The sequence below is a fragment of the Streptomonospora sediminis genome (genome assembly GCF_054778995.1).
This window is the reverse complement of sequence record NZ_BAAGYZ010000023.1, coordinates 1-21133: the sequence shown is the minus strand read 5'-3', so window position 1 is coordinate 21133 and position 21133 is coordinate 1. Positions and strand designations below refer to the sequence as shown.

The window sequence follows — 21133 nt, the reverse complement described above, 5'->3', positions numbered from 1 at the left end:
CTGCGTAACGTCCCCGAAAGCGTCCGTTTTCCGAATCTCAACTTCAGCATCTTTTGTCCGCATGTGGTCACACTGGTCGCCAGTGGTCGGTCGCCCACCTGTGTCACCTGGTGGTCCGCGGTGCGATCACCGGTGAACTAGGCTCCAAAACGCCCAAAAATGACAAAAGGGACATTGCTGTCATTGGTTATACTTGGTACGTTTCCAAATTGTGGAAGCAGACAATACATCCCCTACCTCTGGAGATTTTGTGCATCCACCCGAATTCCTCATTCGAAGAGCCTGCCACCCCGTGCGTCCCGCGCCTCCCGGGCGACGAAAAGTCGGGGTGACCTGCGTCACCGGCGGACCGCCACGGTGCCAGAAGACAGGCGACTGTATCGGGACAGCTCTCTGACTCAGGTGTAGGGGGAATGGGACGTGAAGCACATTCTGTCTGCGCGCGAAGATAAACGGCGCGACAGCCAACTGCGGCGCCACAGCCGGCAACTTATGCGCCAACTCAGTCCGCAGCTACCTGTGAGCGTCATCGATCTCTGCAACATGCTCGGAGTACTTAGGAAACGTCCCATCCAGCTGGTCGAGTGGGACCTCCCCGCGGATGGGCCTTTCGGCATGATGATTTCGCGTGACACTGAAGATGTGATTGTTTATCGCTCTAAAACCACTCGGGCACACCAAGCCCATATAATTCTTCATGAGGTCGGACATATCGTGGCGCACGATCTGGAGGGTAAGCTGACGACAGAGGTGCACCATCGATCATTCTATTCAAATAGAGACGAAAAAGACGCTGAGATAATCGCATCCACGATGATGCGGCAGGCTATCTCCCTGAGTCAGCGGACGTCGCGCTATGGCCTTGATGAGCCCTGGCGGCCGTCAGTGTACAACAGCCTCGTTCTCACCGACAGCACCACGTGATCACTCTCAATCTCGTCACGATTTCCATGCTCTTGACAGGGGCCGCGTGGACGATACCAATTATGGTCAGGCGCCGATTTCGCGACCCGATGCGGATGCACCTTTTTCTCGCACTCCTCCTCTTGGGATCCGGAAACCTTGTTAGTCAGCCGTACATTCTCCGGGTGATTGATCCGATCACCTTCACTGGGTTCTCTAAGATCACCTACAACGTGATGATTCTGTCGGGACTTTGTCTAATGGTTGGGTTCCTTAGACAAGTTCCATTGAGGCGTTGGGTGCCACCATGGCCATTGGAAGTGGTCGCTTGCGGGCTATCCCTTGCAGGAATGCTCCTCATTACGGCATTCATTCCTCCCGAGATGCGAAACCACGTTCTGACATCCGAGTATCTCGTTGACTGGAGAGTGTGTGCCTTCTACACCCTCGGAAACATCTATCTGTTCTTTGGTTTTACAGCATGTGCGGTCTTTGCCCGGAGGCACATCAAGCAGGGGTACGCGCTACGGAAAGTTTCGCTGACACTGATTTCGTCCGGGCTTGCGGGCCTCGCAGCTACCTGTGTCTTCAGGATTCTATGGGCCAACATTCCCGCCATGCGTGTGCCTGATCAGCCGATCACGAATAACCACAATTTTGCATTTGGGCAGTTGTCCCTGATCCTGGCGTGCATTGGCGTTGGTTTGCCATGGATCGTGAGCATGGCGCACATAATAGAAGAACGCCTAAATTACTGCAGACAGTACCGGGATCTTGGCCAGCTTTGGAGTAGTTTGATGGCCGTCTACCCTGAGCTGATGCTCGATGACGGCAGAACAAGCGAAAAGCGATGGTTCGCGAATGAAAGTGATGTCTATCGTCGCTACGTGGAATGTAGGGATGGCCTGACTCGACTCAGCCCCTATATCGCATCCATTGGTGGCGACAGCTTCAGCCATGAGGGCGGTCCAACCTGCCCAGAAGCTGCGCGCCTTGTTGAATGCGCCTTAGCCATGGCGGCGAGCAACACGGTAGATCCTCATATGCCGAGAGATCCCACATTTGTTTTCGCTCCACGCGGCAGCCAATGCCATGACGACTACGAAGCTGACTTGAACACCCTGATCAACATTTCACGCGAGTTAAACGGGACCATGATTTCGTATACAATTACGAGGGGTCTTGGTCCTCATTCTTCGAGGATTCACCGAGTGCATCCATAATGGCCAGCAGTTGCTCCCTGAGTTCCGGCGTGAATTTTCCCGCTCGGAGCGCAATCGAACGGACCTGATTGTCGGACATTGTGCGCGCCCACGAATCGTGATTGCCCGACGAATCTGCTGGCGGCACTTCATCGACCAGGGCGCTCAGTGATACGGGAACAGTCATGTCTCGAGACTGGAAGTACTTCACAATCGCTGACAGAACGCTCACCGTGGGATTGGTCTGGGATCCGTTGCGCAACGCCGTGAGGTAGCTCCTGGAGACACTCACCTCATGACTGGGGTCCTCCGCAATCGCCTTGGCCACCTCCGAGGTTGAAGGCTCGCGAAGCCGGCCGACACTGTCGGGGACAGCTGCATCGGCAAACCACGAGTTCAACCGTTCAGCGAGCGTTGCCATCAAGCCGACCTCCTTGAGCTTCGTTGGCCAAGAGTCGTCGGGCGGGCGTCGCTACCACTCGTGACGACATCGGCCCAGTTCATGGGCCTTGAGGGTATATCTAGTAGCAACCTGCCGCAACCCTGCCGTCGGCGCTAGCATAGCGCTTCAGCTGCTTATATAGTAGCCATGATGCCTGTATGGGGTGTCATCGACTAGTAGAGTGGCACGTGAACAGGAGGGCTCTATGCGCACCATCGCCTACGCCGAGGGGCTTCGCCAGGTCGTGGACAGCGGCCCAGCGTGGACTGTTGAGGCCGTCCGTCAGGTCCGATATCACGTGGTGACGTCCAATGACCTCTTCGCGCCGGAGAACCCCACGCTTCTGGCGGGCTGTGAGGATGCCCCGCTGCGGCGGAGGGGATAGGCGTCTCGTGGTGGTCGATGAAGTTGTGGACGTGATCTACGGCGAGAAGATGCAGGGATTCTTTTCGGCCCACGGGATCGAGGCCACCATCGTGCCGCTGCGAGCCGGAGAAACTGCTAAGCAGTGGGATGCAGTATCACTCGTAGTCGATGCGATGAACGAGTTCGGCATCGACAGGCGCCGTGAACCGGTACTCGCCGTGGGAGGTGGCGTCCTGACGGACGTCGTCGGCTTCGCCGCCAGCATGTACCGACGCGGCACCCCGTACATTCGAATCCCAACGACGCTGGTTGGACTTGTCGACGCTGGTATCGGGGTGAAGACGGGCGTCAACTACGCGCACGGAAAGAACAGGCTGGGCACATACGCCCCGGCAATCGCCACGTTCCTCGACCCGTCTTTTCTCCGCACTCTTGACCTGCGCCAGATCAGCAACGGCCTCGCCGAGGTACTCAAGATGGCCCTGATCAGGTCCGAGGAACTCTTCACTCTCCTCGAGTTATGGGGAGCTGCCGTCCGCGCCGACAGATTTCAAGGCACTACGGACGAGCTCGGCTCAGTCGCCGGCACCATCGTGGCGGAGTCCATTCATCTGATGCTGGAAGAATTGCAACCCAACCTCTGGGAAGCCACGCTTGAACGGTGTGTCGACTACGGGCACACCTTCAGTCCAACCATTGAAATGCACGCCTTGCCTGAGCTGCTGCACGGCGAGGCCGTGGCAATCGACATGGCCATCACGACGGCGCTAGCCACCCTACGTGGCGACGTAAGCAAGGATGACGCGGACCGTATTTATTCCGTGATGAGGAACCTTGACCTCCCTATGTGGAACGATGTCCTGACGGAGCCAAGTCTCCTCGAGAACGCGCTGCGCGACACCGTGCACCATCGCGATGGCAAGCAGCGCTTGCCCCTTCCGCTCGGCATCGGTCGCCACCGTTTCGTGAATGACGTAACCGCAACTGAGCTACGGGATGCAATCCGCCTTCTCCAGAGCAACGTATCCGAACCGGCACAAGTACCCGCTTCTGACCTTACCGGTTTGGGTCGGTGATCGTATGAGGAATGTGCGAACCGGAAAGCGCGCCGCGGCCGTCATCGGAGGGTCCAAGGGTATTGGAAGGGGCATCGCAAATGCATGGGCCGCTGCCGGCCTTGAAACCCACGTCTTCAGCCGCAGTCAGCCTATCGGAAAAAGTGCCGATGACCTGCACTGGCATCCTCTCGATCTGCGAGATCCTGCAGCCTCAGAGCAAGTGCTGAGATCGGCGCTCCCGGTGGACCTGGAATTTGTCTGCTACTCCGCCGTCTACTTCACGTCAAAACGGGAACCCTTCTCTGAAGTCTCAGAGGCCGATTGGCTCGACCAGTTCACGATCAACGTGCACGGGTTGGCATCGACGCTACGCGCGACGCTTCCGCTCTTGCGGGCGGCCGCGCCCGGGGCATTTCTCCATATTTCATCGGAAGTTGTCTACAACGCCGGCCCGCAACGTTCCGGGTACGCGGCCACTAAGGCAGCCGCCGATTCGCTCATTCGCTCGCTAGCGCAGGAGATCGACACCAGCATTGTGAGATTCATCCAGGCATTGCCGGAAGGGATGGTCGACACCCCTGGCATCCGCGCACGTCGTACGCCCGACTTCGACTACAGCGAATACATGACCGCCGAATCGTTCGGCCCGCTTGCCAACGCGATCCTACGTACTTGCGGAAAGGAGTACGCGGGTAGAGCGCTGGTCGTACACGGCGACTCCTCTTGGTCTGATGCTTTCATTGGCCAGAGCCTCGGATGGCGCGCCACCTTCGCATTCATCGCCATCTTTTCCGGCGTCACGCTAGTCGCCTTGGTGTTCCTTATCCCGAGAAATATCCCAAGGCCGGAGCGCCTCACTCTCGAAGTTGTCAAGACCGAGGCGCGCGAGCTTAAGAACGTGTCGGTGATCGTGGCCGCCGTAATTACCGTATTCGCTCAAGCCGCCGTGTTCGCGTCATCTACCTATATTGTCACTTCGCTCGAAGAGGTGACAGGGTTTGCGTCATCCGCAATACCGATCCTGTTGGTGGTCTTTGGTGTTGGAGCAATTTGCGGAAACTTTGTCGGAGGTAGAGTCGCCGACCTCTATCCGCGAACGGGATCCATCATTGCGGTCGCTGCGGTGATGGTGGGATCTCTGCTGTGGTGGGCCGGTTCGTTCCTCGAAGCAACCGCCGTTCCGGCCTTGTTCGTTTTCGGTGCCACAGGGTTCTCGATTATTCCCGCATTGCAGGCACGGGTCCTGGCCGCCGCGGAATATGCGCCGACGCTGGCCTTGTCGGTGAATGTCTCGGCGTTCAACCTTGGAAATGGTCTCGGAGCGCTCGTGGGTGGTCTCGCGCTTAGCTTCTTTGGCGGAGACGCTACGGTCATTCCCCTTTCTGGAGTTGCTCTTGCAGCGTTGAGCCTGGTGATCGCCCTGATCTTTGGAAGGCTGTCCCGTGCCACGGTAGCTAACCGGGAAAAGCTGTCCGAAAATGGCTGACTCCGAGTTTGCAATGAGTCTTCCGCAGACATTCACACGCAATGCAGACTGGTCAACGGCCGCGTTGAGGCTCGCGAGCAGGACCTGCCTCCCTTGCTGGGCTTGGAATCCGCAGTTGTAATCCGCGTGTTGAGAATGGGTGTGTGCCGAGCGGACGTAAAGGAAGTTGTTGGCGCGCGGGACATACCTGCGGACCGAGGCCCTCTGTTCGGCCACGAGGTTGTCGGGATTGCGGTGTCGAACACTGTTCCTGGTCTCAACGTAGCCGCAGGAACCACCGTCACCTTTAACCCGAACGTCACGCCAGAGAGAAGCGCGGGATTTGCCGAGTTTATGTATGTGCAGGGCACAGCAGAAACCATCAGTGAATGCGTCATACCGCTGCGCGATCAGTCACTGAGCCACATCCGGTGGATCCCGGAACCATTCGCGTGCATCGTCCATGCGGTTGATTCCAGCAAGCTGTCGACGATCACTCCCGGCGATTCAGTGGCGATTGTCGGGGCGGGTTGTTCCGGCGCGCTGTTCGCTATGTATTGTGGCCACCTCGGAGCCGAGGTTCACGTTTTTAATCGTGGGCAGGAGCGGCTGGATTTTCTGAAGCGACGGAATCTGATCAGCTCGTCGATGCTGCATTCGCTTTCAGACGTGTCCGAGTATCGTGACCAGTTCGATCACGTCATCATAGCAACCACGAGGATCGTGCGTTCTGTTATGGATGACGCGCATCTCCTCTGTAATCCACAGGGAGCGATTCTCCTATACGGTGGCACCCAGGGCGGCGATGAATGGCTCGACACTGATATTGACATTGATCCAATCCGCAGGCGCGAGACCCGGAAATACGTTCAAGCACATGGCAAGGACTACTGGCTTACGGGCGCATACGGGTGCTTTACAAGGGACTTCAATAAGGCGATGAAACTTGTCAGCGATAATGGCGACCGGTTTCGTGTTGCCGATCTCACGAGCAGAGAGGTGCAGTTATCCGAGTTTCCCGGCTTCCTTAACGAGATGGCCAGAGGTGCTGACTACCCTGGGAAAATCATGGTAACCACGCGATACGGTTCGAAGGGATAGTATGAAGCAAGCGGTGTTTCGGGCCCCGAACCTTGCTCCAGATATCATAGATTCCGAACCTCCGACTTGCGGTTCTGACGAGGTTCTGGTCCGCGTTTCCTATGTGGGATTGTGCGGAACGGATGTGTCCCTCTTCGATGGATCGAGCTACTTGATCTCTTCGCAGTCCCAGTCCTTTCCATTCACCCTGGGGCATGAATGGTCTGGTGTCGTTCTTCAGGCCGGTGAGGATGTGGCCGGCGTCGCTATCGGATCCCGGGTTGCCGGTCATAATATCCGCTCCTGCATGCAGTGCTCTAACTGCCAGAGCGGTCAGATCCACCACTGTCAAAAGCGCGCTGAGTTTGGAGTGCTTGGCACACCTGAAGGCGCATTGTGCGAGATAATTTCTGTCCCTGCCCATTCGGTGTTTGAACTTCCTGCATCGATATCCACCTTGTCCGGCGCAGTCCTTGAACCCGCCGCAACGGCGCTCCATGGAATCTATGCTGCTATGGAAGACGGGGCAGAGTCGATTGCTATTTCGGGAGGGGGGACCGTTGGAATTGCGGCAGCAATGCTGGCTAAGCACCTCGTTTCCAAGGTCGTAGTTTACACGAGAAGGCCTTTTGCGAGGAGGCTGCTTTTCGAGATGGATATCGATGTGCAAACCAAGGGGCCGGACGGACAACTTTTCAGACCAGCATCGCACCTTGTCGAAACCTCTGGAGACGCAGAGTTTGTTAATGCGTATCTGGCGTCATGTGAGAGCGGTAGCACGATTTATCAGGTGGGGCTTTTCGGGGGCGGCGTCCCCGTCGAGCTCAATCAACTCGTTTTCAAAGAGGTCGCCTACAAGGGAATCCTTTCCGGTGTGAATGTTTGGCCGGAGCTGATCCGAATGGTGCAGGATGCGGATATTCCACTGGATCGTCTCGTATGGAATACGTTCCCCCTCGCGGAAGCCTATGATGCTATACGGGCAGCGGCCCAGCGCAGTGTTCACGGGTCGAAGGTCCTAATCCAGATCGACGCTGATGCGGTCTGATCCGCCGTATACCGTGGTCACCACGGCGTCACAGTGAACCGTCGGTCCCAGGGCGTGTCCGGGAAAGCAGAGCCATTCGTTGATGACCGTGATCAGGACCGCGGCCTCATGACAGGAGGCGAGCTTGTCGAATCGGGTCGCCACGGCCCGGTTGCGTTTGAGCCGGTTGATTCCGCGCTCGAACCACGTTGCGGGCACTGTAGTCAGCCCGGTCGAAGGAGAGGACACCCGCCCCGCCTCCCGTTGCGCCTGCGTTGGCCACCCGGTCCACCGGCTCGGGAACCGTCGTTGTAATCCGGCGCCTGCGCAGGTAGGAACGGATTTGCGCTGAACTGGAGGCCTTGTCGGCGTGCACCCGGCTCGGGCGGGTGCACGCCGGCCCCGGCCCGCCACCCGGATGCGTTCCATGACGGCCTGTTCGAACAGCGCCGCGGCGATCGGGTTGTTATCGAGGAGTTCACGACCGAGACGACCAAGGTCTACGCCGAGCCCGGCGGCTCCTTCACGATGGAAACCTCGCCGGTACCGCAGCGGGTGCGCACCGAGCAGGGGTGGACACCGGTCGACACCGATCTCGCCGCAGCCGGAGACGGCACCCTGCGCCCAGCGGCGGCCGCCGCCGAGGTCGCTTTTTCCGCAGGCGGTGGTGAGGCGCCGATGGCCGAGGTCGGCATCGGATCCGAGGCCGTCTCACTGGACTGGCCGGGTGACCTGCCCGAGCCCCGGATCGACGGTGACCAGGCCACCTACCCCGACGTGCTGCCGGACGTGGATCTGGTCCTCAGCGCCGGGGTGGACGGCTTCACCCAAGTGCTGGTGGTCCACACCGCACAAGCCGCTCAGGACGAGCGCCTGGCCGAACTCGAACTGGCGCTGGGCACCCGCGGCGTCACCGTTACCCGCGATGGCCACGGCAATCTCAACGCCCGAGGCGAAGGCGGCGGATCGGTGTTCACCGCTCCGGCGCCCACCATGTGGGATTCCTCCGGCGGGGAAGACCTCAAGGCGCGGGCCCAGGCCCTGGCCCCGCAAGCCGGCGCCCGCGTGGAGAAGGTCGCGACCGAACTGGATGACGGCACCCTGCGGCTGCGCCCGGATGCGGCGATGCTCGCCGACGAGAACACGCGTTTCCCGATCTACATCGACCCCTCGGTATCGGTCTCGCGGCAGGCCTGGGGCTATGTCAACAAGCGGTACCCCGGGGCCAACCACTACAACTCCTCCGACGACGACACCGGCGTGGGCTATGAACCCCAGTACGGAAACACCAAACGCGCCTTCTGGCGCTTCGCCGTGGCAGGCCGCACCAAACGCACCCACACCGAAATCGAGTCCGCCACCCTGCGGATGAAGGTCAACCACGCCTTCGGCTGCACCGACGCGACGTTCGAGCTGTGGCGCACCAAGTACCTGAGCCGCAGCACAGCCACCTGGAACAACCAGCCCGACAAAATGGGCAAGCAAGACACCGTCAACGTAGACCACGGCCGCCCGGCCTGCGGCGGATCCGGCGTGGAGTTCGACGCCACCCGCGCCTACACATCAGCGGCGGCCTCCGGCTACAACAACGTCACCCTTGGCCTCTACGGCAACGAGAACCGGTCCAACAGCAACCACGACTGGCGCCGGTTCGAAAAGGACCCCAAGCTGGTCGTCGTCTACAACAACCAGCCCGACAAGCCCAAGACCGACCGGATGTCCGACGCGCTGGTCAGCGAAACCAGCGTGCGCCTGCGCGGCTACGTCCGCGACTACGACTCCAAGTTCGCCGGCCAGAAAACCATGCTGCGCTTCGCCTGGTGGACCAACGGCGAAGGCACCCGCGGCGGCGAAGCCGACACCACCTACGCCGACGTGGCGAAATACCCCGACGGCAGCTACCGCTCGGCAAAGGTCACCGGCCTGCCCGAGGGCGAACTGATCGGCTACCGCGCCATCGCCCACGACCGCCAGGACTGGAGCCAGTGGTCGGAGTGGTGCTGGATCACGGTCGACACCGACAACCCCGAAACCGGGCCGCAGGTCGCCTCCACCGACTACCCCGCCGGCGACGAACAGGTCGGCGGCGTGGGTAGCACCGGCTCCTTCACCTTCACCAACAACGGCGTCGACGACGCCACCGCCTACCACTACAGCCTCAACGACGACACCTGCTCCACCGAGCTCACGCCTAAGGAGCCCGGAGCCGCGGTGACCGCACAGATCACCCCGCGGCGCGACGGCCCCAACCTGCTGCACGCCCGCACCACCGACGCCGCCGGCAACTCCTCGAAATGCCGCCTGGTCTACACCTTCACCGTCGCTCCAGCCGCCGAGGCGGTGTCCTACTTCCCCTTGGACGAGGGAAACGGCACCAGCACCGCCGACACGGCCCAGCAGGGCCGCACCGCAGAGGTAGCCGGCTCGGCCCAGTGGAGCAGGGGCCGCGTCGGCGTCCACGATGCCGGCTCCTACCGACTGGAGGGGACCGCACTAACCCTTGATGGGGGGCATCTGGCCACCGGCGATCCGGTCGTCAACATGAGCTTCCCCCACTTGCACGGACGCCGTCGGTGAGGTCAGCCGCGGGTGTCTGAGGGCAGATTGAGCCCTTCGAACGCGGTGGGGCTGCGCATTCCGATACTGGAGTGACGCCTATGGGGATTATACCAGCATTCTATCCAATCGAAGATCGCTGCGGACAATTCCTCGCGGGTTTTCCACGGGCGACTGTCGAGCAACTCCAGTTGCATCGTCGCCCACAGCGACTCCATCATGGAATTGTCATAGCAGTCACCCACCGTTCCCATCGTCCCGAGCAGTCCGGCATCGCGCAACCTCTTCCCGAATGCCCACGACGTGTACTGGGTTCCGCGGTCGGAATGCAGAATCGTGGAACGCGGCAGCGGATTGCGCCGTGCGACGGCCATTGCCAGCGCATCGACCACCAAGTCGGTGTCCTGGCGCGCATCCATCGACCAGCCGATGACACGCCGCGAATAGGCGTCCATCACGGCAGCGCAGTAGAGTTTCCCTTCTTGCGTGGGGTGTTCGGTGATATCGGTGAGCCACAGGCGGTCGCGCCGAGGAACGCCGAAGCGGCGCTGGACCAGGTTCTGCTCGGTGGCCGGATTGGCCCGGCCGCGGCGGATCCGGCGCCGGTAGAGGCCCTGCAGGCCGGCCTCGCGCATAAGGCGCTCCACGCGCTGCGGTTGACGCGCTCGCCCAGGCCCAGCACCAGTTCTGCGTGCACGCGCGGCGCCCCGTAGGTGCCGCGCGATTCCTCGTGAACGGTGCGGATCATCTTCGTGATTTCCTTGTTGCGCTGGGCGCGCGGCGATTCGGGCCGATCGCGCCAGGCGTAGTATCCCGACGTGGAGACGTTCAGCACTCGACAGGCCACCGCGACCGGGATCGAGTCGGCGGCACATTCGCGGACCAGCGAGTACATTACTTTGGGAGTACGTTCTCACTGGCGAAATAGGCTGCGGCCCGCTTGAGGATCTGGTTTTCGGCTTCCAGTTGCTTATTGCGGCGGCGCAACTCGGCCAGTTCCTTCTTTTCCGCACTTGTGGGCCGGGCGGCCTCGCCGGCTGCTTTTTCTTCGGCGGCGGCCTGGGCGACCCAGTTCTGCAGGCAGGAGCGGCTGATGCCGAGGTCTTTGGCGAGCTCGACGGTGGACTTGCTGCCCTGGCGGCGCCAGCTCGACAGCGCGGCGGCGGAACTCGGGCGAGTGTGGAGAGGGCATGGACGACATCCTTCCTGATGATCACGCCTGCCCTCACCTCAAGTGTCCGAGCTACAGGGGGAAGCTCACGTGGGTATTAAGCACATCGCGACCAGCGGTGACCACGGCGAGAGCGAGGAGGGGCTGACGCCTGGTTGAGCAGCCGCTGACGGCCGCCCTCTGACGAGAGCGGAGGCTCCCGTTGGCCACCCAGGTGTTCACCGAGTCCTGACCAGCCGGCACTGCGCACCTTTCCCGAGACCAGCGGCTCCGAAGAACTAATCCGCTACGTCACCCTCGTCTCCTTTGACATCGGCTTCCGCAGCGACCGCCTCGGTCACAGCGAGGCGCTCTGTACATCTGAGTCGCGGCGTTGCGCGGACGCGCCCCTGACACGCCACCGTTGTTGTCAGCCTTTGGTCCGAAATCGGACACATAATTTTCCGGTGATCGAGGACGAATCGCTGGCTACGGATGTATTGGGAGGTTCCTATTGATCTTCAGCGTGCTTTACTCATGACAGTGGCCTTGATGCAACAGTCTCGGTGGCGTTACATTGGGTGACTCCACGTCCCCCAATAAGATTGTGATTAAGAATGAAGGCGAGTGCTTTCAGGATACTGTCTGTTTTTTTGATATCGGCTACGGCGCTGGTGTACAACACCATTCCCGCGTCCGCTTTTGAGGGTGCCGGCGGAAGCGCGTCGGCTTCTCCGTCCCAGGCGGCTGTTGAAAGGATCGCTGCCGCAAACGGAACTCTTGACGCAGCCGAGAAAGTCGACGGTGAGGAGGCTGTCTCTTATGTCGACAAGGCCCGCGATGAAGTCTCCGCCACGGGGACGCACCTGAGCACGCAGGAGAGTGAGTCCGCCCAGTTCTCTGACGCGCGTGTCAGCCGACTGGATGACGGTACGACCCTGGTGGTCTTCCCCCTTACCGGCGGGGATCTGACAAGCAGTGCGCTTACGGTCGCGTTCGACACCACTGGCGCGGCCAGCGGCGTCTACGAGATGCTCCTGCGTGAGATGAGCGCTACCTCTGGAAGCGTGGAGTACTGGGTCAACGGCGCAAAGGTCCTCGACCGTGTAGTCGAGGCGGACCAGGCCACCACCCTCGGATGGTCGGAATTCAATGACTGCCTGAGCAACGCCGGCGTAGCCGCTTGGACCATCACCGCGATTAGCATCGCGTGCGCGGCGATCTGTGCCGGGACTGCCGGGGCGGGCTGTGTCCCCTGCATCGCGGCAGCGGCGGGCGGCACCGGCGGAGTGATTGGGTACTGCATCAACGAAAGCTGGTAGAGACATGAGCACAAGATTCTTTAGAATACTCACTGTTTTTTTGATATCGGCTACGGCGCTGGTGTACAACACCATTCCCGCGTCCGCTTTTGAGGGTGCCGGCGGAAGCGCGTCGGCTTCTCCGTCCCAGGCGGCTATTGAAAGGATCGCTGCCGCAAACGGAACTCTTGACGCAGCCGAGAAAGTCGACGGTGAGGAGGCTGTCTCTTATGTCGACAAGGCCCGCGATGAAGTCTCCGCCACGGGGACGCATCTGAGCACGCAGGAGAGTGAGTCCGCCCAGTTCTCTGACGCGCGTGTCAGCCGACTGGATGACGGTACGACCCTGGTGGTCTTCCCCCTTACCGGCGGGGATCTGACAAGCAGTGCGCTTACGGTCGCGTTCGACACCACTGGCGCGGCCAGCGGCGTCTACGAGATGCTCCTGCGTGAGATGAGCGCTACCTCTGGAAGCGTGGAGTACTGGGTCAACGGCGCGAAGGTCCTCGACCGTGTAGTCGAGGCGGACCAGGCCACCACCCTCGGATGGTCGGAATTCATCGACTGCCTGAACAGTAACGGCATAGCCGCTTGGGTCGTCGCCGCGATCGTCGCCGCCTGCGGGGTGGTCTGTGCCGGGACTGCCGGGACGGGCTGTGTCCCCTGTATCGCGGCAGCGGCGGGCGGCACCGGCGGAGTGATTGGGTACTGCATCAGCGACGCCTGGTAGGAGAAGGGAGGTGATCGTAAGTGGACAAGCGCCGCTTGTCGCACGTCGGGCTCGCTGCCTTGGTCTCATGCAGTCTCCTGTTCGCTGTCTATGCCCCCATGCAGTGGTCAGGAATCGCTGGATATAGTCTGGCCATCGCAGCGCTGGTCGTGTGGATCTATGTCGCAGGCCGCCAGTACCAACAGCGCAAGAAGAAGCTCCAGCCGAAGGCATAGAGCAGGCTGGCGGAGCGGTCGGATACGGCATCTCCGCGAGAGGCGCACTTGTCGAGCCGCACCTCCTCCACCAAGCGATAGGGCTCCGTCCTCCTCGATCGAGGAGGACGGAGCCTGTCCTTCGGTAGTCGGGGACGGGACTTGAGCAGCAATCAACGGCCGGTCGGTGGCATTAGCGAGCCGCCGAAGCGCGGCTTCCCGCCGCTGGCCGTTCTGGTCAGGTCTTCGCCGAGCGGCCTACGAGTCCTTGGCGTCTGCGAGGGTCGTGTGGACCACGCCGAGCGAAACCTTGACCCCGGCGGTGATGGTGCGGGTTGACTCCCCGCGCTGGCGGCGGGCCAGGATCGTGGCACGCTCGACGCCACCCACCACGGGGCGCCGACCGCCGATGCGGCCTCGGGGACCGCGCCTCCAGAAGCGCGGTCGGTTCGTCGGCGGCGAGCTTGCCGCATGCCCGGATGCTCTGCCCCATATGGTCGAGGGGTTGTCCAGGACGATGTAGACCGGGGCACTGTCGGGCCGGGCGGCGCGGATGGACTTTAGCGCTGTGAGGGTGTTGGCGGCGCCTTTACGCTTGTGGTTGATGCTCCACAGGTGTCGGCGCCCACCGAGTAGCAGCCGTGGAAGTAGGTGATGAGGCGGGGACCCGGCTGCCGTCCTCAAAAGCGGTGATCAGGTGGCGACTGACCCGTGACATGCCCAAAGGAAGGGCTCACCGGGTATGACGCCCGATACAGCACATCAGCGGCCCTCCGGGAACCTGTGACACCCGCATCGTGCTGGGAAACGTCATCACCGAAAGGCCGCCGAGGAGGCCGCATCCCCACAAGCCCGCGACGGGGACTGGTTCGTCAACCACCGCAACGACCTGCTGCTCACGATCCTGGACACTTACTGCATCTCCTTCACCTGCGCCCCGAGGCTCCGGCCTCGGGGCGTTTGCGTTCTCCGGGCCCCGTGTCCAATCCCGGGGCGGGCCTGGCTCTATTCGGGGTGTCAGGGCGAGGCCGACGGAGGGGCGGGCACACGGCACATGCCACACCACGGAAGCGAACCCACCACCGCAGCGGGAGGCTACGACCTTCGGCCACCGTTGGCGGTGTGGCCGTGCGGACAGGACCCGCACACACCCGCCGCCCTCGACCTCACCCGGCGGCTGATCACCGGGCTGAGTGCGCGGGGCGAGGCGGTGGTGTTCCTCGGCCACGGCGACGGCGGGCCCGTGGCCCAGGCGGTGGAGAGCGGGCGCCGCGCCTACGGCGTCGAAGCCGACCCCGAGCGCCACCGCGCCGCCGGACAGCACATCACCGACAACCTTCCCGACGATGAGCAGCGGCACCGCGCGGTGCACCGGTGCGGCGATGCCCGCAGCGCCGCAACGCTGCTGGAAGAGGTGCAGGGGCGGGCCGCGCTGGTGGTGGCCTGGCTACCCGCCCCCGGTTGCATTCCTCGCACGGCCGGGGTCCATAGCGGCCACCTCGGGCGCCTGGACGGGGCGGCTTACAGCGACGCCCTCGGCGACGTGATCACCGCCGCCACCCGGCTGCTGCGCCCGGGCGGCCACGCCGCCCTGATCTGCGGCGGGGCCCGCCAACACGGCGGCCACCTCGACCGGGTGACGGCGTGTGCCCATCACGCCCATGCCGCCGGGTTGGTCTATCTCCAGCACATCATCGCCCTGACCGAACCCGTCAGCACCTATCTGAATGCGTCCGAGGCCGGGGGAGTGGCCGGTGCCGGCAGCCTCGGCCCGGCTCAGGCGCAGGAGGCGGCCAGCGTGATCCACCCCGCCCACGACGACGTGGTGCTCCTGCACAAACCCGCGAACGCGGCCGCGGATGCGGAGGTGGGCCGATGAACCGCCCCGCCAACCTCGCCTCGGTGTGGCCGACGGGGCAGTTGCAGGCCCGCGCCCAGCGCGGCCACCGCTACGCCCGGTTGTCGCTGGAGCACCCGGCCAAGATGCTGCCCGCCATCGCCCGCCACGCCGTCACCACCTTCACCGAACCGGGCGAGATGGTGCTGGACCCGCTGTGCGGGATCGGCACCACTTTGGTGGAGGCCGCCCACCTGGGGCGCGAAGGGGTCGGGTTCGAGCTGGAGCCCAAGTGGGCCTCGATCGCCCGGCACAACCTGCGCCTGGCCCGGGCTCAGGGCGCCGACGGCGAGGCGCAGGTGCACACCGGCGAGGCCGCTCGGATGGCCCGCGACCTGGCCGCGCATATCCCGTGCCACCAGGGGCGGGTGGCGCTGCTGGTGACCTCGCCGCCGTATGGGGCGATGACCCACGGGCTGGTGCGTTCGGCCCGCGACGGTGCCAAGGCGGTGGACAAGTGGAACAACCGCTACAGCCGCACCCGCCTGCGCGCCAACCTCGCCCACCAACCCACCGGGGAACTGCTGGCATCTTTCACCGACATTCTGGCCGCCTGCCGGCCACTGCTGGCGCCGGGCGCCCATGTCGTCATCACCACTCGGCCCTTCCGCTCCGGCGGCGGCTTGGTCGATTTCCCCGGCCGCGTCATGGAGGCGGCGACGGCGGCGGGGTTGGAGCCGGTGGGCCGGTGCGCCGCACTGATATGCGCGCTACGCGACGGGGAAACGGTGGCGCGCAGTTCCTTCTTCGCCTCATTGGAGGCTTCCCGGCTGCGCCGCCGGGGCGCCGCGGCCCACGTGGTCCAGCACGAGGACGCGCTGATCCTGCGCAACCCCGCCACGGAGGGCGAATGACAACCGCCGGAAACCTCGTCATCGAGCCGCCCCCATCGGCCCGGCCGACCTCGGCCGAGACGGTCACCATGGGGTCGCTGTGCACCGGCATCGCCGGCCTCGACCTCGGCACGGCGGCCGCCTTGGGCGGCGTGCGCCTGGCCTGGACGGCCGACAACGACCCCGACATCGCACGGTTCCTGGCCGCCCGCTACCCGCAGGCCACCAACCTCGGCGACCTGGGAACCATCGATTGGCGCCGGGTGGAACCCGTCGATGTGCTCACCGCGGGGTTTCCGTGTGAGGACGTGGGCATCTCCGGGCGCGGCGCCGGTATCGAGAACGGAGAACGCAGTGGAGTCTGGGCCCGCGTCATGGACGCCGTTCGCCTCCTTCGCCCCCGCCTGCTCGTCGTGGAGAACGTGGCCGCGCTGCGGTGGCGGTGGAAAGGCGCCGGGCTCGGCCGGATCCTTGGTGAGTTGGCCGCCGCGGGGTATGACGCGCAGTGGCACAGCCTGCGGGCCCGCGACGTCGGCGCCCCGCATGCGCGCGAGCGGCTGTTCCTCACTGCCTACCCCCGCCGCCCGCGACGCGGGCCGGGGCCCCTGCCGGGTGGCCGAGCGCAAGCGCCGCGGCAAGCAGGTGGGCCTGCCCGATGCGGTGCGCCACCTGGCCGAGACCAACCCCGCGGCCACGTCCTGCACCCGCAGCTCCATACCGGCGGCCCCGGAGGCTGCCGCAGCACGCTGCCGGGTCGGGGGCCCGGTCGCGCAGAGGCCCGATCAGTGCCGCCGTGCCCGCTGAGCGCGCCGGGCGCGTGGCAGGGCCGCGAGGAGGCGATCCGCCGCTGGGAGAACATCACCGGCCGGAGGGCACCGTGCCCGCTGGAGCCGGGCCAGCGCGGGGGCAGGCGCCTGTCCGCGCGTTTCACCGAGTGGCTCATGGGCTTCGAGGAGGGCTGGGTCACCGACCCCGGCCTCGGTCTGTCGCGCAACGCGCATTTGCGTGCGCTGGGGCGGGCCGTCGTGCCGCTGCAAGCCGAAGCCGCCATGTCCCTGCTGCGCCGCGTCGCTGAGGAGGCACCGTAGTGACCTCGCACCACCGCACCGACACCGAGCCCGAGCACGCTGCGGCATCCGCCGCCGAGGACAACCGCCGCGCTCTGGCCGAGGACCTGCGCGCCCTGGCCGACTTCCTGCAGGAGCGGCCCGAGTTGCCGGTCAGCCCGCATGCCGTCGTGGAGGTCGCCTACTTCCCGCGCGGTGACGACCAGGACCGGGTGCGTGAGGTCGCCCGTGTCGCAGACCTCCTCAGCACCCGGCCGCACGCCGAAGGCGCGCACACCGTGTGCGGGCGCGGGTTCGGCCGCACCGCCTACCGGGTGGTGGCCATCCCCGAGGAGGTGATGGCCCGCCACCGGGCGCTGATGAGCTACGCCGACACCATCCAACCTGACTAACAGCAGCACTCGACCGATAGCCGCGAAGAATGTAGGGAGACGACGAGTGCTGGCGGCCACCACCGATGAGGAGATCGCCCAAATCCAGCGCGCCGCCAAGCGTCTGGACGCCGCACTCATGGCGGTGGCCGCCGGAGCACTCGCCTTCTCCACCGTCACCGTCGCCGAGTTGGCCATCGACCACGGTGTTCCCGCCTGGATCGCGTGGATGCTCGAACCTTTGGTCGGCATCGCCCTGTGGGCCGCCTTGAGTTCGGACGCGGTCCTGGCCCGGTACGGGCGCGCCTCAGGGTGGCGGGCCTGGCTGCTGCGCACCTTCACCGGCGCGACCACCCTGACCACCAACATCTGGGGATCGGTCTTCGCCGCTCCCCGCCCCGGCCGCCTCGAATGGGACCCCGACCCGACCGGCATCGTGCTCCACGCGATCGCGCCCGTGCTGCTGATCCTGCTGGCCGAGGCGGCCCCGCGCTACCGGGCCCACTTCGCCGCCATCACCACCACCCTGACCAGCCCCGACGCGGCCACCAGCGGCCCCGACACGGCCCCACCCGGGGCGCCGGGTCCATCACCCCACCCGGCCCCCACCGCAGTGACCGGGCGCGGCCGCTGGCCTGGGGCGGAACCGTCTGCCCCAGGCCAGCGGCCGCCGCAGGGCGGCCGGGAAGCCGCCGCCCGTTCAATCGTCGCCGACCACCCCGAAATCACGGGTGCCGAACTCGCGCGGCGCCTCGGTTTGAAAACCCGAACCGGACAAAGAATACGAAACCGCATTGAAAACGAAAAACAACCAGAAAACATATTCAACAGGCGCGCAGAGAACGGGTCGGACGAGGTTCTTCGTGAATCCGATGGGTGATGCCACCAATCCGCTTGTGACCGGGGGCGGAGTGGAGCGCTCATGGTGGCGCCCCCGCACCCGCGGGGGTGGCCGACCATCGGCCGCACCCTGGCAAACCGCGCCGGAAGGAGGACGACATGGACAACACCGGCAACGCACCGGGGCGGGCGATGACCGCTGAGGAGGTCGCCGGGTTGCCGGTGGTCCTGGGCCCGGTCGCGGCCGGGCGCCTGCTCGGGATCGGGCGCACCAGCACCTACCGGCTGCTGGAGACCGGCGCGTTTCCCGCGCCGGTCTTCCGGGCGGGCAAGCAGTGGCGCATCCCCACCGCAGGGGTGTGCGCCTTGCTGGGACTTGCCTACCCGCCTCCCACAACCGGGGGTGGCACAGGCGGCGGCGGTGGTCGGCCTTCACATGTGGAACATGAAAGGTGATCGATGTCCGGGCGTGAAGGATCGGTGTTCAAGCGGTGCAGTTGCCGCGACGAGGCCACGGGCAAACCCTTGGGGACGAAATGCCCGAACCGAAGCGGCCGGGCGGAGGATGGAACTCCGCCCACGGAACCTGGGCTTTCCAGACTGAACTGCCCCGGCGGGCTTCGGGGGCGCGCCGCCAGGCGCGGCGCACGGGGCTGGAATCGCTGGACGCGGCGCGCGATCGACTCGACCACGTCACGGCGCTGCTGGCCGAGGCGGCGGGTGACGAACACGCCGCCGTCAAGGTGGCCGACATGGTCGAGGCGGCGATGGCCAAGCGGGCCCCACTGCCGACAGCGGCCGAGGTACGGCGCCGGATCGGCGGAGGCGCCACCACACGCGATCAAGTGCCGACCGTGGCCGGATGGCTTGCGGAGTGGTTGGCGGGCAAGAAGAAGCTAGCAGCCTCCACCCGGGTGTCGTATCAGGGCCACATCACCAACCACCTGGTGCCGCATGTGGGGTGGGTGCGGTTGGACAAGCTCGGGGTGGGCCATCTGCAAGCGCTGTTCGAGGCGGTCGAGGAGCGCAACGACCACATCCGCGCCTGCCGCGCAAGCGATGATGCGGAGGTGCGGGCGTCGGTACGGGGCATGCGCGTCGTGAGTATCTCCACCAAGCACCGGATCCGGGCGACGCTGCGCAGCGCCTTGTCGGCGGCGGTGTCCCGCCCGGATCTGCCGGTGCAGGTGAATGTGGCCTCGCATGTGGAGTTGGAGTCGGCGCCGCGGCCCAAACCGGTGGTGTGGAGTACGGAACGGGTCGCCCGGTACCGGAGGACGGGGGAGGTGCCGGCCCCGGTGATGGTGTGGACCCCGGAGCAGACCACCCGGTTTCTCGAGCGGGCGTATCGGGACCGGCTCTACGCCTTGTTCCACCTCATCGCACTCAAAGGGCCGCGTCGGGGCGAAGCCGTTGGCCTGGAGTGGGAGTCGGTCCGGTTGGGCGATGGTGCGGTCGACATCACGACGCAGGTGGTGCAGTTGGGGTGGGACACCGTGGTGACCACGCCCAAGAGTGCGGCGGGGCGGCGCACCATCACCCTTGACGCGGAGACGGCCACGGTGTTGAAGGCGTGGCGGGCCCGCCAGCGCCAGGAACGCCTCAAAGCCGGGGAATCCTGGACCGATTCGGGGCGGGTGTTCACCCATCCGGACGGCACGGGGGTGCATCCGGGGTGGGTGAGCGGGTTGTTCTGCCGCATCGCCGCGGAGGCGGGGTTGCCGCCGATCAGCCTGCACGGGCTGCGCCACGGTGCGGCGTCGCTGAGTTTGGCCGCGGGTGTGGATGTGAAGGTGGTCTCGGCCGAGTTGGGCCATTCCACCACGAGCTTCACCCAGGACACCTACCAGAGCGTGTTCCCGGATGTCGCGAAGGCGGCGGCGGAGGCGACCGCGGCGCTGTTGCCGTTGAAGGAGGCGCGGTCCGGGGGCTGATCCGCGGGTTGGGCGGGCGCCCCGGCCCGGGGCGCCCGGTACGGGTGTTGGCGGCCCCGTGTCGGCCTGTGGCGGGCCGGTGCGGGGCGGCTGGTGTTTGCGGGGCGCTGCCCGGCGGCCGGGGCGGTGTGGGGGCGTGTGGCGGGTGCCGTTGCGCCCCGGGGATGGCTGGCGGTCGGCGGGGGTAACCGGGCCTGGGCCACCAATCCGATGGTGTTCTTCGTGCGGAGGCCGAGCGGGGGAGCGAGCGCGGAGCACGTCCGGGGGACAAAGCGGGCGAATCAACAGCCAACAGAGTTTCGCGCAGGCCGTTTACCTGCGATTACTCGGTGCACCTGGCAGGATTCGAACCTGCGACCGTCGGATTAGAAGTTGCCTGGTTTGGTGTCGACCACTCCCGAATAGTGCCGCTACCTGCCATTTTATCCGCCGGATCTCCGCCGTCAATACCGTGCTGTGACGCCGTGTGCCGCCTGGGTCCGTGACGGCCGAGCGACGATGGAGCACACGCTTGCCTGAATACCGCAAGGGTGGAGCGCTTCTTAGCAACGAATTTCAGCGAATCGACTCCTATCCCGCAGCGACGTTATCTCTGGCTCGGCCGCGGTACCAACCTGGACAGCAGCGAATAAGGGTTGTGTAGCTCACCTCTGGTCCCGTTAGCCTCGATCTTTCGTGAGGCTGCGGCGTCGAAGTGAAGGACCCGGCCCTGTCTCA

At 64.5% G+C, this 21133-nt stretch carries 19 protein-coding genes and 3 pseudogenes; 16 read left to right on the top strand and 6 right to left on the bottom strand.

Going from position 1 to position 21133, the window contains the following annotated elements:
* The first annotated feature begins 420 nt into the window (after positions 1–420).
* Together ACYVD5_RS06835 and ACYVD5_RS06830 are read left to right on the top strand one after the other, a co-directional pair.
* Positions 421–924 carry an ImmA/IrrE family metallo-endopeptidase gene (locus ACYVD5_RS06835; RefSeq protein WP_461000066.1) on the top strand — a complete coding sequence of 168 codons (504 nt, stop codon included), beginning with the start codon at positions 421–423 and terminating at the stop codon, positions 922–924.
* A 26-nt stretch (positions 925–950) separates the two neighbouring features.
* Positions 951–2126 carry an MAB_1171c family putative transporter gene (locus tag ACYVD5_RS06830; protein ID WP_461000075.1) on the top strand — a complete coding sequence of 392 codons (1176 nt, stop codon included), beginning with the start codon at positions 951–953 and terminating at the stop codon, positions 2124–2126.
* Here the strand turns inward: ACYVD5_RS06830 and ACYVD5_RS06825 are convergent.
* Positions 2074–2526, bottom strand: a complete 453-nt coding sequence (locus tag ACYVD5_RS06825) for a hypothetical protein (protein ID WP_461000065.1) — start codon at positions 2524–2526, stop codon at positions 2074–2076. The genes ACYVD5_RS06830 and ACYVD5_RS06825 overlap by 53 nt on opposite strands.
* Positions 2527–2858: 332 nt before the next feature.
* Between ACYVD5_RS06825 and ACYVD5_RS06820 the strand changes: the two genes are divergently transcribed.
* From ACYVD5_RS06820 to ACYVD5_RS06800, 5 genes are all read left to right on the top strand, one after another.
* Positions 2859–3989 carry a sedoheptulose 7-phosphate cyclase gene (locus ACYVD5_RS06820; protein ID WP_461000064.1) on the top strand — a complete coding sequence of 377 codons (1131 nt, stop codon included), beginning with the start codon at positions 2859–2861 and terminating at the stop codon, positions 3987–3989.
* A gap of 4 nt (positions 3990–3993) precedes the next feature.
* On the top strand, positions 3994–5457 hold the full coding sequence (locus ACYVD5_RS06815) for an SDR family NAD(P)-dependent oxidoreductase (RefSeq protein ID WP_461000063.1): 1464 nt from the start codon (positions 3994–3996) through the stop codon (positions 5455–5457).
* A gap of 234 nt (positions 5458–5691) precedes the next feature.
* Complete coding sequence (locus ACYVD5_RS06810; protein ID WP_461000062.1) at positions 5692–6537, top strand: MDR/zinc-dependent alcohol dehydrogenase-like family protein; 846 nt, start codon at positions 5692–5694, stop codon at positions 6535–6537.
* Between the two features lies 1 nt (position 6538).
* Complete coding sequence (locus ACYVD5_RS06805; protein WP_461000061.1) at positions 6539–7564, top strand: zinc-dependent alcohol dehydrogenase; 1026 nt, start codon at positions 6539–6541, stop codon at positions 7562–7564.
* A gap of 507 nt (positions 7565–8071) precedes the next feature.
* Complete coding sequence (locus ACYVD5_RS06800) at positions 8072–10120, top strand: DNRLRE domain-containing protein (RefSeq protein WP_461000060.1); 2049 nt, start codon at positions 8072–8074, stop codon at positions 10118–10120.
* Between the two features lie 2 nt (positions 10121–10122).
* Here ACYVD5_RS06800 and ACYVD5_RS06795 read toward each other — a convergent pair whose 3' ends face one another.
* The 3 genes and pseudogenes from ACYVD5_RS06795 to ACYVD5_RS06785 all read right to left on the bottom strand — a co-directional run bounded on the left by ACYVD5_RS06795 (position 10123) and on the right by ACYVD5_RS06785 (position 11254).
* Positions 10123–10746: an IS3 family transposase gene (locus ACYVD5_RS06795; RefSeq protein WP_461000059.1), complete on the bottom strand. Its 624-nt coding sequence runs from the start codon at positions 10744–10746 to the stop codon at positions 10123–10125.
* A gap of 17 nt (positions 10747–10763) precedes the next feature.
* Positions 10764–10994, bottom strand: a pseudogene (locus tag ACYVD5_RS06790) (IS3 family transposase); the annotation flags it as partial.
* On the bottom strand, positions 10994–11254 hold the full coding sequence (locus ACYVD5_RS06785; RefSeq protein WP_461000074.1) for a transposase: 261 nt from the start codon (positions 11252–11254) through the stop codon (positions 10994–10996). The pseudogene ACYVD5_RS06790 and the gene ACYVD5_RS06785, both read right to left, overlap by 1 nt.
* A 612-nt stretch (positions 11255–11866) precedes the next feature.
* Here ACYVD5_RS06785 and ACYVD5_RS06780 point away from each other — a divergent pair.
* Both ACYVD5_RS06780 and ACYVD5_RS06775 read left to right on the top strand, forming a co-directional pair.
* Complete coding sequence (locus ACYVD5_RS06780) at positions 11867–12571, top strand: hypothetical protein (protein ID WP_461000058.1); 705 nt, start codon at positions 11867–11869, stop codon at positions 12569–12571.
* 4 nt (positions 12572–12575) lie between these two features.
* Positions 12576–13280: a hypothetical protein gene (locus ACYVD5_RS06775; RefSeq protein WP_461000057.1), complete on the top strand. Its 705-nt coding sequence runs from the start codon at positions 12576–12578 to the stop codon at positions 13278–13280.
* A gap of 452 nt (positions 13281–13732) precedes the next feature.
* Here the strand turns inward: ACYVD5_RS06775 and ACYVD5_RS06770 are convergent, their stop codons facing one another.
* Together ACYVD5_RS06770 and ACYVD5_RS06765 are read right to left on the bottom strand one after the other, a co-directional pair.
* Positions 13733–13867: a hypothetical protein gene (locus ACYVD5_RS06770; protein ID WP_461000056.1), complete on the bottom strand. Its 135-nt coding sequence runs from the start codon at positions 13865–13867 to the stop codon at positions 13733–13735.
* Positions 13868–13954: 87 nt separating this feature from the next.
* Positions 13955–14130: pseudogene (locus ACYVD5_RS06765) on the bottom strand (IS630 family transposase); the annotation flags it as partial.
* 398 nt (positions 14131–14528) lie between these two features.
* On the opposite strand from ACYVD5_RS06765, the gene ACYVD5_RS06760 reads away from it, so the two are divergent.
* From ACYVD5_RS06760 to ACYVD5_RS06730, 7 genes and pseudogenes are all read left to right on the top strand, one after another.
* Positions 14529–15353: a hypothetical protein gene (locus ACYVD5_RS06760; protein WP_461000055.1), complete on the top strand. Its 825-nt coding sequence runs from the start codon at positions 14529–14531 to the stop codon at positions 15351–15353.
* The gene (locus ACYVD5_RS06755) at positions 15350–16225 is read left to right on the top strand and encodes a TRM11 family SAM-dependent methyltransferase (RefSeq protein WP_461000054.1); all 876 of its coding nucleotides are present in this window, start codon (positions 15350–15352) and stop codon (positions 16223–16225) included. The genes ACYVD5_RS06760 and ACYVD5_RS06755 overlap by 4 nt, the downstream gene beginning before the upstream one ends.
* Positions 16222–17292: a DNA cytosine methyltransferase gene (locus ACYVD5_RS06750; RefSeq protein ID WP_461000053.1), complete on the top strand. Its 1071-nt coding sequence runs from the start codon at positions 16222–16224 to the stop codon at positions 17290–17292. The genes ACYVD5_RS06755 and ACYVD5_RS06750 overlap by 4 nt, the downstream gene beginning before the upstream one ends.
* Positions 17292–17663, top strand: a complete 372-nt coding sequence (locus tag ACYVD5_RS06745) for a hypothetical protein (protein WP_461000052.1) — start codon at positions 17292–17294, stop codon at positions 17661–17663. The genes ACYVD5_RS06750 and ACYVD5_RS06745 overlap by 1 nt, the downstream gene beginning before the upstream one ends.
* Positions 17664–17709: 46 nt before the next feature.
* Complete coding sequence (locus ACYVD5_RS06740; RefSeq protein WP_461000051.1) at positions 17710–18522, top strand: hypothetical protein; 813 nt, start codon at positions 17710–17712, stop codon at positions 18520–18522.
* A 119-nt stretch (positions 18523–18641) separates the two neighbouring features.
* Positions 18642–18938, top strand: a complete 297-nt coding sequence (locus tag ACYVD5_RS06735) for a helix-turn-helix domain-containing protein (RefSeq protein ID WP_461000050.1) — start codon at positions 18642–18644, stop codon at positions 18936–18938.
* A 3-nt stretch (positions 18939–18941) separates the two neighbouring features.
* A pseudogene (locus tag ACYVD5_RS06730) lies at positions 18942–20416 on the top strand (tyrosine-type recombinase/integrase).
* The last annotated feature ends 717 nt before the right edge of the window (positions 20417–21133 follow it).

Coding starts and splice junctions, on each gene's coding strand:
- ACYVD5_RS06800 (WP_461000060.1), top strand. CDS start 8,072: ATGGAAACCTCGCCGGTACCGCAGCGGGTGCGCACCGAGCAGGGGTGG.
- ACYVD5_RS06755 (WP_461000054.1), top strand. CDS start 15,350: ATGAACCGCCCCGCCAACCTCGCCTCGGTGTGGCCGACGGGGCAGTTG.
- ACYVD5_RS06760 (WP_461000055.1), top strand. CDS start 14,529: ATGCCACACCACGGAAGCGAACCCACCACCGCAGCGGGAGGCTACGAC.
- ACYVD5_RS06830 (WP_461000075.1), top strand. CDS start 951: ATGCTCTTGACAGGGGCCGCGTGGACGATACCAATTATGGTCAGGCGC.
- ACYVD5_RS06805 (WP_461000061.1), top strand. CDS start 6,539: ATGAAGCAAGCGGTGTTTCGGGCCCCGAACCTTGCTCCAGATATCATA.
- ACYVD5_RS06825 (WP_461000065.1), bottom strand. CDS start 2,526: ATGGCAACGCTCGCTGAACGGTTGAACTCGTGGTTTGCCGATGCAGCT.
- ACYVD5_RS06815 (WP_461000063.1), top strand. CDS start 3,994: ATGAGGAATGTGCGAACCGGAAAGCGCGCCGCGGCCGTCATCGGAGGG.
- ACYVD5_RS06775 (WP_461000057.1), top strand. CDS start 12,576: ATGAGCACAAGATTCTTTAGAATACTCACTGTTTTTTTGATATCGGCT.
- ACYVD5_RS06735 (WP_461000050.1), top strand. CDS start 18,642: ATGGACAACACCGGCAACGCACCGGGGCGGGCGATGACCGCTGAGGAG.
- ACYVD5_RS06820 (WP_461000064.1), top strand. CDS start 2,859: ATGACCTCTTCGCGCCGGAGAACCCCACGCTTCTGGCGGGCTGTGAGG.
- ACYVD5_RS06780 (WP_461000058.1), top strand. CDS start 11,867: ATGAAGGCGAGTGCTTTCAGGATACTGTCTGTTTTTTTGATATCGGCT.
- ACYVD5_RS06750 (WP_461000053.1), top strand. CDS start 16,222: ATGACAACCGCCGGAAACCTCGTCATCGAGCCGCCCCCATCGGCCCGG.